Origin of the sequence: Micromonospora sp. NPDC047740, assembly GCF_043204735.1 — a bacterium.
Taxonomy (GTDB): Bacteria; Actinomycetota; Actinomycetes; order Mycobacteriales; family Micromonosporaceae; genus Micromonospora.
In genome coordinates, this window is sequence record NZ_JBIDCT010000004.1 from 125531 (window position 1) to 137777 (window position 12247).

Below are 12247 nucleotides of genomic sequence, written 5' to 3' on the forward strand. Positions count from 1 at the left end.
CCCGCGGCGGGCACCGGATAGGAGAGGAGACGCCCGTGTCGGACCGCGAGTTCCACTGCGACACCTGCGAGGGCGTTGCGTTGTTCGAGGCCCCGCCCTGCGTCGACGGTCACGGCGCCGACTGCCCCGACGACTGTTCCGAGTCGCGGCGGGGCGTCAGACACGCCGAGCCGAAGTGGTCGGAGCTGGTCTGCACCGGCTGTGGCGCGGCCCAGCTGATCGCCACCTTCGCCTTCCACGCGCCGCGCCTGGAGCAGCGTCGCCGCGGCACCCGCCCGGTGCACCGCCGCGCCGCCTGACCCAGCGACCGCTCCCCCGCCGCCGCGCCGCCTGACCCAGCGGCCACTCCCCGGCCGCCGGATCGCCGACGTGGGGTGATTCCGGGTAACCCGACACCGCCAGGTCGCCGAAGCGGAGTCGATCAAGCAGCGAGACCCGGGCTCGGCGCCCGGGGCGGGACCCGCCCGCACACCTGGACCCATGCGTCGAGGCCCGCGTCCCGTTGGGACGCGGGCCTCGGGACGAGCCGCTAACTCAGTGCTCGGCGGTCCGGCGGGTGCCGGAGTAGTACTCGAAGAGCAGGCCGCAGGCGGCGAAGATCACCGCGACCAGACCCACGCCGAGCAGCCACATCTGCCAGTAGACCAGCCCCAGGCCGGCGATCGACGCGGCCAGGGCCAGGCCGAACGGCCAGTAGCTGCCGGGGCTGAAGAAGCCGACCTCGCCCGCGCCGTCGGCCACCTCGGCGTCCGGCCGGTCCTCGGGGCGCAGGTCGATCCGGCGGGAGACGAACCAGAAGAAGCCACCGCACATCGAGCAGAGCAGGAAGGACAGCACCAGCGCCACCGTGCCGACCCACTCGACCCGGCCGCCCTCGCCGTACGTCCAGGCGGCGTAGAGGATGCTGACGCCGAGGAGGAACGTCGCGACGGTCAGGAAGATCTTCCACTCGGTCTTCATGCCGGCCTCCTCAGCTGCCCGCGCCGGCGTTGGCGCCGCTCGGGTTGAAGTTGTTCTTGTCGCGCCGGGTGTCGAACGGCTTGGTCGTCTCGGCGGTCGGCTTCTCGCCGATGGCCGTGAGCGCCTCCTGGGTCGACTTGCCGGCCTTCTTGGCCGCCAGGAACTGCTCGTACTTCGCTGGCGAGACGACCCGCAGCTCGAAGTTCATGAAGGCGTGGTAGGTGCCGCACAGCTCGGCGCAGCGGCCCACGTACGCGCCCTCCTGGTCGAGGCTGGTGACCTCGAAGACGTTCCGGATGCTGCCCGGGAAGACGTCCCGCTTGAACAGCAGCTCCGGCACCCAGAACGAGTGCACGACGTCGCGGCTCTGCTCCTCGAACCGGATCGACTTGCCGGTCGGCAGCACCAGGATCGGGATGACCTCGCTGGTGCCGAGGACCGAGGCGACCGTGTTGGCGTCGCGGCCCTGGCCGTCGCGGTAGTTGAACTGCCAGTTCCACTTGAAGGCGACGACCTCGACCGTGACGTCCGGGTTCTTCGTCGTCTTGTCCACGCCGGTCTGCACGATCGCCGTGTAGTAGAAGAGCACCGAGACGATCAGGATCGGCGCGATCGTGTAGAGGAACTCCATCGGCATGTTGTAGCGGGTCTGCACCGGCAGCGTGTTGCCCCGCTTCCGGTAGCGGATCACGCACCAGAAGATCAGGCCCCAGACGAAGATGCCGACCGCCAGGGCCGCGATGCAGGACGCAATCCACAGGTCGTACATCCGGTGCGACTCCGGCGTGATGCCGCCCTGCGGCCAGCCGAAGCCGGCAAACGTCTTGCCGACGTCGCAGCCGGTGAGCAGCATCAGCAGCGCAGCTCCGCCGAGACCGAGCCCGGCGAGCCGACCAGCACCACGCCGCCGGTGCCCACCGGCTCCCGGGGAAGCGCTGTGCCGTACGGCCGACGACCGTACCTCCGAACTCCTTGCGACCACCTGGTCCTGCCTCCCTAGCGCGCCGCGGTGGGGGTTTCTCTCCGTACCGACGGCAAAGGCGTCACCGACGGTCGCAGATTACTCGACCATGAGGGGCCTGACCGTGTTGGGGTCACTGTCCGCCCCCATCGGGGGTGCCGCGGGCGGGCGACGCGATAGCGTCGGCAGTCGTGAGCGAGCGAACCATCAGGCTCAGTGGCGCGGCGCCGCGCGCCGCCGCGGAGCGGAGCGAGGCGGTGGCGTGAACCCGTCCCCGGTCTACCTGGACGCGGCCACCGCGGCCCCGCTGCACCCGGTCGCGCGGCAGGCGTTGCTGGCCGCGCTGGACGACGGCTGGGCCGACCCCGGCCGGCTCTACACCCAGGCCCGCCGGGCCCGCCAGCTCCTCGACGCCGCCCGCGAGGCCGCCGCGCAGACCCTCGGCGTTCGCGCCGACGAGCTCTCCTTCACCCCCAGCGGTACGAGCGCCGCGCACGCGGCCGTGCTGGGCGGGCTGGCCGGGCGGCGCCGGGTCGGGGCGACCCTGGTGCACTCCGCGATCGAACACTCGGCGGTGCTGCACGCCGCGGAGCGCCACGTGGCGGCCGGCGGCGACGCGGTGCCCGTGGCGGTGGACCGGCTCGGCCGGCTGGACCTGGACGCCTGGACGGCGGCGGTGGCCGCGCCGGGGGTGGCCCTCGCGGCGCTGATCGCGGCCAGCCACGAGGTGGGCACCGTGCAGCCGGTGCCGGCGGCGGCCGAGGCGTGCGCCCAGGCCGGGGTGCCCTTGTACGTCGACGCGGCGCAACTGGTCGGTCGGGCGCCGCTGCCGGCCGGCTGGTCGGTGCTGAGCGCCAGCGCGCACAAGTGGGGCGGGCCACCCGGCGTCGGGCTGCTGGTGGTCCGCAAGGGCACCCGGTGGGAGTCGCCGTTCCCGGCCGACGAGCGGGAGTCGGGGCGTACCCCGGGGGTGTTGAACCTGCCCGCGGTGGTGGCGGCGGCGGCGAGCCTGCGCGCGGCGGCGGCGGAGGCGGCGGCCGAGACGGCCCGGCTGGCGCCGCTGGTGGACCGGATCCGGGCCCGGGTGGCGGCCGAGGTGCCGGACGTGGAGGTGGTCGGCGACCCGGTGGACCGGCTCCCCCACCTGGTCACGTTCTCCTGTCTCTACGTGGACGGCGAGGCGCTGCTGCACGCGCTGGACCGGCGGGGCTTCGCGGTCTCCTCCGGCTCCTCGTGCACCTCGTCGACGCTGCGGCCGTCGCACGTGCTGGAGGCGATGGGGGTGCTGTCGCACGGCAACGTCCGGGTGTCGCTGCACCGGGACACCACGGCGGCGGACGTGGACCGCTTCCTCGCCGAGCTGCCCGGGATCGTCGCCGACCTGCGCGCCGAGGCGGGGGTCACCGGCCTGTGAGCGAGCGGAGCGAGCGAACCATCAGGTTCAGTAGCGTGGCGCCTCGCGCCGCCGCGAAGCGGAGCGTGGCGGTGTGAGCGAACCGGACGAGGTGCTCGACTGCCGGGGGCAGCGCTGCCCGCTGCCCGTGATCAACCTGGCCCGCCGGCTGCCCGAGCTGCCGGTCGGCGCGGTGGTCCGGGTGCTCGCCGACGACCCGGCCGCCGCCGTCGACATCCCCGCCTGGTGCCGGATGCGCGACCAGGAGTTCCTGGCCGCCCACCCCGATCCCCCCGCCTACGACGTCCGCCGCACCCACTGACCCGGCCGGCCCACCCCGGTGGTCAAGAGGTTTGCGTCACGCGCCCGGGCCGGTGGGCCGGAGGTCACGGCAGCAGGTACGGCCGGACGTCCTCGGCGGCCGCGTCCCCGTAGGACTCGGCGAGCCGCTTGACGAACAGGTCCCGGCGGACCTCGTACTCCTGGCCGCCGAAGTTCTCCAGCACGAGGGTGGCGAGCAGGCAGCCCACCTGGGCGGCCCGCTCCAGGTTGACGCCCCAGTCGAGGGCGGCGAAGAAGCCGGCCCGGAAGCCGTCGCCGACGCCGGTCGGGTCGACCGCCTGCATCTCCCGGGCAATCGGCACGTGGATGGTGCCGATGTCCCGGCCGGCGATCTCCACGCCCTGCTTGCCCAGCGTGGTGACCCGCACCCGCACCCGGTCCAGCAGCTGCGCGTCGGTCAGCCCGGCCTTGCTCTGCAGCAGCGACTTCTCGTACTCGTTGGTCATCAGGTAGTCGGCGCCGTCGACCAGGCCGAGCACGTCGCCGCCGTCCATCCGGGCGAGCTGCTGCGACGGGTCGGCCACGAAGGCGTACCCCCGCTCGCGGCACTCGGTCGAGTGGCGGATCATCGCGGCCGGGTCGTTGGCGCTGACCAGCACCAGGTCCAGGCCGCCGAGGCGGTCGGCCACCGGGGCCAGCTCGATGTTGCGGGCCTCGCTCATCGCGCCGGCGTAGAACGAGGCGATCTGGCACATGTCGGTGTCGGTGGTGCAGACGAACCGGGCGGTGTGCGCCACCTCGCTGACGTGCACCGAGTCGCAGTCCACGCCGTGCCGTTCGAGCCAGGAGCGGTAGTCGGCGAAGTCCGCGCCGACCGCGCCGAGCAGCACCGGACGCAGGCCGAGCTGGGCCATGCCGAAGGCGATGTTGGCGGCGGTGCCTCCGCGCCGGAGCACCAGCTCGTCGACGAGGAAGGACAGCGACACCTTGTCCAACTGGTCGGCGATGAGCTGGTCGGCGAACCGGCCGGGGAAGCTCATCAGGTGGTCGGTCGCGATCGAGCCGGTCACGGCGATCTTCATGTCAACCCTCGCGGTCGGGAGCACGGCGCGGGTCAGCCTACCGGTCACTCAGCCCGGGCGGACCGGGGTCGGTCGACAACCGGCCATACTCCGCACGTACGAAGGTCACCGCGTGGACACCTGCCGGAGGCGGAGACAGCACGGCGGGACCACCCGGTGAGGGGCGGTCCCGCCGTGTCCGTATGTCAGCCGTCGCGGCCCGTCCGGGCCGGCCGGCGTCGACTCAGCTGAACGAGTCGCCGCAGGCGCAGGAGTTGCCGGCGTTGGGGTTGTCGATGGTGAAGCCCTGGGCGTCGATCCGGTCGGCGAAGTCGATGGTCGCGCCGGCCAGGTAGGGGGCGCTCATCCGGTCGACGACGACCTCGACACCGTCGAAGTCGGTGACGATGTCACCGTCGAGCGACCGCTCGTCGAAGAAGAGCTGGTACCGCAGGCCGGAGCAGCCGCCCGGCTGCACCGCGACCCGGAGCCGCAGGTCGTCGCGGCCTTCCTGCTCGATCAGGGCCTTGACCTTCTGCGCCGCGACGTCGGTGAGGACGACGGTGCTGGGGGCCTTGGCCTCGGTCGACTCGGTCTGCGCTGGCGTGGTCACGTGGAAATCTCCCTGCGCGTGTGGGTCCGGACGCACTGGCCAACATCTCCCGTCGCCCAGGCATTCCCGGTGTGGTCCAGATCCGATCGTACGCCGCCCCGCCGCGCGCCACCCCCGGTGGCGTGATCCGCGGCGGGTGAGCCGCGCCGCAGGCCAGGCAGCGGTCAGCGGCTCCACTGCCGGGCCAGGCGGGCGCCGAGCGTACGCAGCCCCTCGGCGGGCCGGTCCAGCGCCGCCGCCGCTCCGCCGCGCTCGTCGCCGCCGAAGTGCTCCACCAGGCTGTACGCCTCGGTCACGCCCGCCGCGGCGGCCTCCCGCCGCCCGGTGCTCACCCGGCCGGCCAGCACCACGCAGGGCACCCCGCGGTCCCGGGCCGCCCCGGCCACCCCGGCGACCACCTTGCCGCGCAGCGACTGGTGGTCGAAGGAGCCCTCCCCCGTGATCACCAGGTCGGCGGCGTCCAGCGCCGCGTCCAGCCCGATGGCCCGGCTGACCAGCCCGATGCCGGACTCGCACCGGCCGCCGAGGGCGAGCACCGCCGCGCCGAGCCCGCCGGCCGCCCCGGCGCCGGGCCGTGCGGCGAACCCGGGCGGGCAGTCGGGCAGCTCGCGTTCCAGCACCTCGGTCCAGCGCTCCAGAGCGCCGTCGAGCAGCAGGACATCCTCCCGCGTGGCGCCCTTCTGCGGGCCGTAGACGTTGCTGGCGCCGTGCAGCCCGAGCAGCGGGTTGTCGACGTCGGTGGCGGCGATCAGGGTGGCGCCGCGGACCCGGGGCGCGCCGTCCAGCGCGGCCACCGCGGCCAGCGCCGCTCCGCCGTACGGCAGCGCCCGGCCCGCCTCGTCCAGCGCGGTGACGCCGAGCGGGATGAGCATCCCGGCGCCCCCGTCGTTGGTGGCGGAGCCACCCAGCCCGATCACCAGGGTCCGCGCCCCCGCCTCGACCGCTGCGGCCACCAGCAGCCCCAGCCCGTACGAGGTGGTGGCCTTCGGGTCCCGCTCGGCGGCCGACAGCAGGTGCAGCCCGCATGCCTGGGCACTCTCCAGGTAGGCGGTGCCGTCGTCGGTGAGCAGGATCTCACCGGCGGCGGGGCGGCCGAGCGGGTCGACGGTCGGGACCGGCAGCCGCCGCCCGCCGAGCGCCTCGGCGAGGACGGCGACGAACCCGGGCCCGCCGTCGGCGAGCGGCCGGAGCAGCAGCTCGTCCCCGGGGGCCACGGTCCGCCAGCCCTCGGCCACCGCGGCGGCCACCTCCTGAGCCGGCAGCGTGCCGGCGAACTTGTCCGGACAGAGCAGCACGCGCATGCCGAGCAGTGTGGCAGGCCACACCGACGGTGGTCGTACGCCGGGCGCGCTGTGGGACCATGGGGGACGTGACTTCGACCTGGGTTGAGCCCTCCAACACCGCCACCGCGCTGCTGCTCCTCGGCCGCGGCAGCGACCCCGCCACCGAACGCGGCGTGGAGTGTCCGGGTGACCTCCCCGCGCCGAGCGACCCGGACCTGGTGGCCCGGGCGGCGGCCGCCAAGGCCGCGCTGGGCACGAAGGTCTTCGTGCTGGGCCACCACTATCAGCGCGACGAGGTGATCCAGTTCGCCGACGTGACCGGCGACTCGTTCAAGCTGGCCCGGGAGGCGGCGGCCCGCCCCGACGCGGAGTACATCGTCTTCTGCGGCGTGCACTTCATGGCGGAGAGCGCGGACATCCTCACCTCGGACAGCCAGCAGGTGATCCTGCCCGACCTCGCCGCCGGCTGCTCGATGGCCGACATGGCGGTGCTGTCACAGGTCGAGACCGCCTGGGACGTGCTGACCGAGCTGGGGGTGGCGAAGGACACCGTCCCGGTGACCTACATGAACTCCTCGGCGGACATCAAGGGCTTCGTCGGCCGGCACGGCGGCGTGGTCTGCACCTCGTCGAACGCGAAGCGGGCGCTGGACTGGGCGTACCAGCAGGGGTCGAAGGTGCTCTTCCTGCCCGACCAGCACCTCGGCCGCAACACCGCCGTGCTGGAGATGGGCTACTCGCTGGACGACTGCGTCCTCTACGACCCGCACAAGCCGAACGGTGGGCTGACCCCGGAGCAGCTCCGCGACGCGAAGATGATCCTGTGGCGCGGGCACTGCTCGGTGCACGGCCGGTTCACGCTGGACAGCGTCAACGACGTCCGGGAGCGGGTGCCGGGGGTCAACGTGCTGGTCCACCCGGAGTGCCGGCACGAGGTGGTGACCGCCGCCGACCACGTGGGCTCGACCGAGTACATCATCAAGACCATCGAGGCGGCTCCGGCCGGCTCGGCGTGGGCGGTCGGCACCGAGCTGAATCTGGTCCGCCGGCTGGCGCTGGCCCACCCGGACAAGCAGATCATGTTCCTGGACCGGGCGGTCTGCTACTGCTCGACGATGAACCGGATCGATCTGCCGCACCTGGTGTGGGCCCTGGAGGAGCTGGTGGCCGGCCGGGTCGTCAACCAGATCACCGTCGACCCGGACACCGCGCGACACGCCCGGGCGGCGCTCGACCAGATGCTCGCGCTCCCCGGCGCTTGATCACCCTCGGTCACATCACTGGTACGGAAACGCACCGGACACCCCGGTTCGTGCCCTCGCTGGTGATGTGACCGATTCCATTCTCGTCACGGAGGGCTATGCTGCCGGGGCGACGAAAGACGCGGGTCGTTTTCCTGCGGCCCCATTGTGGGTAGCGATGCACATCGTGAGCCCGATCATCTGCACGGAAGTACCAACGCGCTGGAGGTTGCGTTGACCGACGACGTCCTGGTCGTACACGGAGGCACTCCGCTCGAAGGGCGGATCCGCGTGCGCGGCGCGAAGAATCTCGTGTCCAAGGCGATGGTCGCCGCCCTCCTGGGTGACACCCCCAGCCGGCTGTTCGACGTGCCGCGGATCCGGGACGTCGAGGTGGTCCGCGGGCTGCTCGGCCTGCACGGGGTCAAGGTCAGTGACGGCGAGGAGGACGGCGAGCTCATCTTCGACCCGTCCAACGTCGAGAGCGCCAGCACCGACCAGATCAACGTGCACGCCGGCTCCAGCCGGATCCCGATCCTGTTCTGCGGCCCGCTGCTGCACCGGCTCGGCCACGCCTTCATCCCGGACCTGGGCGGCTGCCACATCGGGCCGCGCCCGATCGACTTCCACCTGCAGGCCCTGCGCGAGTTCGGCGCGACCGTCGACAAGCGGCCGGAGGGGCTGCACCTGTCCGCCCCGAACGGGCTGCACGGCACGAAGTTCGCCCTGCCGTACCCGAGCGTCGGCGCCACGGAGCAGGTGCTGCTCACCGCGGTGATGGCCGAGGGCGTCACCGAGCTGCGCAACGCCGCCGTCGAGCCGGAGATCATCGACTTGATCTGCGTGCTGCAGAAGATGGGCGCGATCATCAAGGTGCACACCGACCGGGTGATCGAGATCCAGGGCGTACCGAAGCTGCACGGCTACAACCACCGGCCGATCCCCGACCGGATCGAGGCGGCGAGCTGGGCGGCGGCCGCGCTGGCCACCCGCGGCCACGTCGAGGTGCTGGGCGCCCAGCAGGCCGACATGATGACCTTCCTGAACATCTTCCGCTCGGTCGGCGGCGAGTACGAGGTGACCGACCTCCGACCGCCGCGGGCCGACCGGCCGGGCCAGGAGGGCGGCATCCGGTTCTGGCACCCGGGTGGCGAGCTGAAGTCGGTCGCCCTCGAGACCGACGTGCACCCCGGCTTCATGACCGACTGGCAGCAGCCGCTCGTGGTCGCGCTGACCCAGGCCCGGGGGCTGTCGATCGTCCACGAGACGGTGTACGAGCAGCGGCTCGGCTACACCACGGCACTCAACTCGATGGGCGCCAACATCCAGGTCTACCGGGACTGCCTGGGCGGCACCCCGTGCCGCTTCGGCCGCCGCAACTTCAAGCACTCCGCGGTGATCGCCGGCCCGAGCAAGCTGCACGCGGCCGATCTGGTCATCCCGGACCTGCGGGCCGGTTTCAGTCACCTGATCGCGGCGCTGGCCGCCGAGGGCACCTCCCGGGTGTACGGCGTCGACCTGATCAACCGGGGCTACGAGGACTTCGAAGCCAAGCTGGCCAACCTCGGCGCACACGCAGAGCGTCCGTAACATCACACCGCGCTTTCCGCGCCCGGTGCACCCGCGATGTGCACCGGGCGCGGCTGTTTGGCTACCCTTCACGACGTGCCGTCGCTGTTTCGTCGTAAGCCCGCCGACCTCGTCGAGGAATCCGTCACCACGGTGACGACCGACGAGGCGTCCGCCGCTGCCCCGTCCCGGGGCCACACCCCGAGCAAGAAGGAACTGGGCGTGGTGACGCCCAAGCGGCCCACCGCCGGCCGCCGGCCGGGCGCGCCGAGCAAGCCGCTGACCAAGGAGGAGGCGCGGGAGCAGCGCCGGGCGGCCCGCGCCGAGGCGGCGGCCGAGTTCCGCCGCGAGGGCGGCCCGCGCGACCGGGGCCCGGAGCGGCTGCTGGCCCGCAACGTGGTGGACTCCCGGCGTACCGTCGGCACCTGGTTCTTCGGCGGCGCGCTGATCGTGCTGCTCGGCTCCAACCAGGCCATGCCGCCGATCGTGCGGCTGATCTCCAACCTGCTGTGGGGTGCGCTGGCACTCGGCGTGGTGATCGACTCGATCCTGATCTCCCGCAAGATCAAGAAGCTGGTCCGCGAGCGCTACCCGAAGAGCACCGAGAAGCTCGGCTCGCTCTACTTCTACGCGATCATGCGGTCGATCACGTTCCGCAAGATGCGCGCCCCGGCGCCGCAGGTGAACGTCGGCGACAAGATCTGAGCTGTTCCGGCCCGGACGCGGCCCCTTCCCGCCCCGCGGGGAGGGGCCGCGTCATGCCACCCCGAGCAGGCGCAGCAGCGCGGTGGTGCCGGCCGCCGCGACCACGACCAGCACGAAGGGCGCCCGTCGCCAGGCGAGCAGCAGCCCGACCAGCACCCCCGCAGGCCGGGCGTAGCCGGCGAAGCGGCCGGCCTCGGTCAGTGCCGCGGTCGCGGCGAGGGCGGCCAGCAGGGCGGCGGCAGCCACCGGCAACAGGTGCCGGGCCCACTCGGGCAACTCCAGCCGGTCGCGGAGCAGCACCCCGGCGACCCGGAAGCCGTACGTGCCGACGGCCAGGGCGAGGATCACGGCGATCAGCACGACGCCTCCCCGGCCCGGACCACCGGCCCGGCATGGTGGGCGGGGTCCGGTGCGGCCCCGTCCGGGCCGGGCGAGCCGTGCTGCTCCGGGCCGGCCACGGCCGTCCCGCCGGGCACCTGGTCGGCGCTGCGCGCGCCCCGGCCACGGAGTGCGGGCACGATCAGGGCAGCGAGCGCGAGCAGCACCGGCACCCCGGCCGGCAGCACCGGGGTGGCCAGCACCGCCAGCCCGGCGCCGGCCAGCGCGACCCGGCGGGTGTCCCGGTCGCGCAGGCTCGGCAGCAGCAGGGCGGCCAGCCCGGCCGGGAAGGCGGCGTCGAGCCCCAGGGCAGCCGGGTCGCCCACCGCGCCGCCAGCGAGCACGCCGAGCACGGTGCCGGCGTTCCAGGCCAGGAAGAGCAGCGCCCCAGCGAGCCAGAACGCTCGACGGCGCCCGGGACCGGCCGGTCGGGCCAGGGCGAAGGCGGTCGCCTCGTCGGTCATCAGGTGGCTGCCGAGCAGCCGCTGCCAGCGCCGTCGCCCGAGGGCGCCGCCGAGAGCCAGGCCGAACGGCAGGTGCCGGGCGTTGAGCAGGAGACCGGCGAGAACCGCGGCGACCGGACTGCCGGCGGCGACCAGACCCACCGCCATGAACTGCGCGCCGCCGGCGTAGAGGAACACGGACATGGCGAGGGTCGCCCAGACCGGGAGGCCGGCGGCCACCGCCACGGCGCCGAACGAGGCGCCCACGGCGAGCATGGCCGCGCCGATGGCGGCGACGTCGCGGAGCACCGCCCGATCGGCCGTTCGATATGCCGTACGCATGTCCATTATCCTGAACACGACAGCACGCGTTCGTCAAACCGAACAAACCGACCTCTGGAGCGAACAATGGCCGTCGACCCCGCTCCCCCGCTGGCCACCATCGCGGCCGCGCTGCGCCGCGAGCGCGACCGGGCCGGGATCTCGCTGACCGAGCTCGCCCGCCGGGCCGGCATCGCCAAGTCCACCCTGTCCCAGTTGGAGTCCGGGGTCGGCAACCCGAGCGTCGAGACGCTGTGGGCGCTGGGGGTGGCGCTGGGCGTGCCGTTCAGCCGGCTGGTCGAGCCACCCACGGCCGCCGTCCGGGTGGTCCGCGCCGGCGAGGGCCCGCGGATCCGCTCCGAGCACGCCGACTTCAGCGCCACACTGCTCGCCGCCGGAGCGCCGCACGCCCGCCGCGACGTCTACGTGATGGAGCTGGAGCCGGGTGCGGTGCGGGTGGCCGAGTCGCACACCCCGCGCAGCGTCGAGCATGTCGTGGTCGCCGCCGGGCGGATGCGCCTCGGCCCCGAGTCCGACCTGGTCGAGTTGGGTCCGGGCGACTACGCCACGTTCCCCGGTGACACGCCGCACCGGTACGAGGCCCTGGTCCCGGGCACTTTCGCGGTGCTGGTGATGGAGCACCCGTGAGCCGGCGACGGCCCGGCCGGCACGACCCGGCCCACCGACGCCGGCCACCGGGCCGGGGCGCCCGACGAGCGGCTCCGGGGGCGCCGGCTGACGTGCGGCGCCTGGGGCGCCGGCTGACGTGCGGCGCCGGTCGCGCACCGACCGCGATCACGTCGAGTGACAGCAGGCCGGCCCCGCAACCTCCACCCACCCCGCCTTTGCTCTGCAGCCACGCACGCAGCGGTCACGCACGGTTCTCGGATGCGTATATGGCTGCAGAGCAAAGGCGGGCGACGGAGGGGTCTGCTGAGGCCCCTGCTTCACGGCTTTCCGCTGGTCATCCAGCTGAGGCGGCAGCAGCCTCGCGCGGGGGCCGCCGCTATCGCCGTCACGCCGCGTGACATCAGGCC

At 73.4% G+C, this 12247-nt stretch carries 14 protein-coding genes; 7 read left to right on the forward strand and 7 right to left on the reverse strand.

Annotation, left to right across the window (positions count from 1 at the left end; all coding sequences use genetic code 11):
• Positions 1–35 precede the first annotated feature (35 nt).
• Positions 36–299 carry a hypothetical protein gene (locus ACGF4F_RS09760; RefSeq protein WP_357435071.1) on the forward strand — a complete coding sequence of 88 codons (264 nt, stop codon included), beginning with the start codon at positions 36–38 and terminating at the stop codon, positions 297–299.
• 235 nt (positions 300–534) lie between these two features.
• On the opposite strand, the gene ACGF4F_RS09765 is transcribed toward ACGF4F_RS09760, so the two are convergent.
• Both ACGF4F_RS09765 and coxB read right to left on the reverse strand, forming a co-directional pair.
• Complete coding sequence (locus ACGF4F_RS09765; protein ID WP_393076321.1) at positions 535–960, reverse strand: cytochrome c oxidase subunit 4; 426 nt, start codon at positions 958–960, stop codon at positions 535–537.
• A gap of 10 nt (positions 961–970) precedes the next feature.
• A complete protein-coding gene (gene coxB, locus ACGF4F_RS09770) occupies positions 971–1942 on the reverse strand; it encodes a cytochrome c oxidase subunit II (protein WP_393076324.1) in 972 nt (323 codons plus the stop codon).
• Positions 1943–2183: 241 nt separating this feature from the next.
• Between coxB and ACGF4F_RS09775 the strand changes: the two genes are divergently transcribed.
• Positions 2184–3335 (forward strand): aminotransferase class V-fold PLP-dependent enzyme, encoded by a 1152-nt coding sequence (locus ACGF4F_RS09775; RefSeq protein WP_357435067.1) that lies wholly within the window; start codon positions 2184–2186, stop codon positions 3333–3335.
• 73 nt (positions 3336–3408) lie between these two features.
• Positions 3409–3636, forward strand: coding sequence for a sulfurtransferase TusA family protein (locus ACGF4F_RS09780; protein ID WP_357435065.1), 228 nt, complete (start codon positions 3409–3411; stop codon positions 3634–3636).
• Between the two features lie 64 nt (positions 3637–3700).
• On the opposite strand, the gene ACGF4F_RS09785 is transcribed toward ACGF4F_RS09780, so the two are convergent.
• The 3 genes from ACGF4F_RS09785 to ACGF4F_RS09795 all read right to left on the reverse strand — a co-directional run bounded on the left by ACGF4F_RS09785 (position 3701) and on the right by ACGF4F_RS09795 (position 6571).
• On the reverse strand, positions 3701–4678 hold the full coding sequence (locus ACGF4F_RS09785; protein WP_357435063.1) for a carbohydrate kinase family protein: 978 nt from the start codon (positions 4676–4678) through the stop codon (positions 3701–3703).
• A 223-nt stretch (positions 4679–4901) separates the two neighbouring features.
• Positions 4902–5270, reverse strand: coding sequence for an iron-sulfur cluster insertion protein ErpA (gene erpA / locus ACGF4F_RS09790; protein ID WP_073833647.1), 369 nt, complete (start codon positions 5268–5270; stop codon positions 4902–4904).
• A gap of 164 nt (positions 5271–5434) precedes the next feature.
• Positions 5435–6571 carry a glycerate kinase gene (locus ACGF4F_RS09795; protein WP_393076329.1) on the reverse strand — a complete coding sequence of 379 codons (1137 nt, stop codon included), beginning with the start codon at positions 6569–6571 and terminating at the stop codon, positions 5435–5437.
• 68 nt (positions 6572–6639) lie between these two features.
• Between ACGF4F_RS09795 and nadA the strand changes: the two genes are divergently transcribed.
• The 3 genes from nadA to ACGF4F_RS09810 all read left to right on the forward strand — a co-directional run bounded on the left by nadA (position 6640) and on the right by ACGF4F_RS09810 (position 10068).
• Positions 6640–7815, forward strand: coding sequence for a quinolinate synthase NadA (nadA, locus tag ACGF4F_RS09800; protein WP_357435060.1), 1176 nt, complete (start codon positions 6640–6642; stop codon positions 7813–7815).
• 213 nt (positions 7816–8028) lie between these two features.
• Positions 8029–9384 (forward strand): UDP-N-acetylglucosamine 1-carboxyvinyltransferase, encoded by a 1356-nt coding sequence (murA, locus tag ACGF4F_RS09805; protein ID WP_357435058.1) that lies wholly within the window; start codon positions 8029–8031, stop codon positions 9382–9384.
• Between the two features lie 36 nt (positions 9385–9420).
• Positions 9421–10068: a DUF3043 domain-containing protein gene (locus ACGF4F_RS09810; RefSeq protein WP_393076332.1), complete on the forward strand. Its 648-nt coding sequence runs from the start codon at positions 9421–9423 to the stop codon at positions 10066–10068.
• A gap of 51 nt (positions 10069–10119) precedes the next feature.
• On the opposite strand, the gene ACGF4F_RS09815 is transcribed toward ACGF4F_RS09810, so the two are convergent.
• Together ACGF4F_RS09815 and ACGF4F_RS09820 are read right to left on the reverse strand one after the other, a co-directional pair.
• Positions 10120–10428, reverse strand: a complete 309-nt coding sequence (locus ACGF4F_RS09815) for an AzlD domain-containing protein (RefSeq protein WP_357435056.1) — start codon at positions 10426–10428, stop codon at positions 10120–10122.
• A complete protein-coding gene (locus tag ACGF4F_RS09820) occupies positions 10422–11231 on the reverse strand; it encodes an AzlC family ABC transporter permease (RefSeq protein WP_357435054.1) in 810 nt (269 codons plus the stop codon). The genes ACGF4F_RS09815 and ACGF4F_RS09820 overlap by 7 nt, the downstream gene beginning before the upstream one ends.
• Before the next feature lie 66 nt (positions 11232–11297).
• On the opposite strand from ACGF4F_RS09820, the gene ACGF4F_RS09825 reads away from it, so the two are divergent.
• A complete protein-coding gene (locus ACGF4F_RS09825; protein ID WP_357435053.1) occupies positions 11298–11858 on the forward strand; it encodes an XRE family transcriptional regulator in 561 nt (186 codons plus the stop codon).
• The last annotated feature ends 389 nt before the right edge of the window (positions 11859–12247 follow it).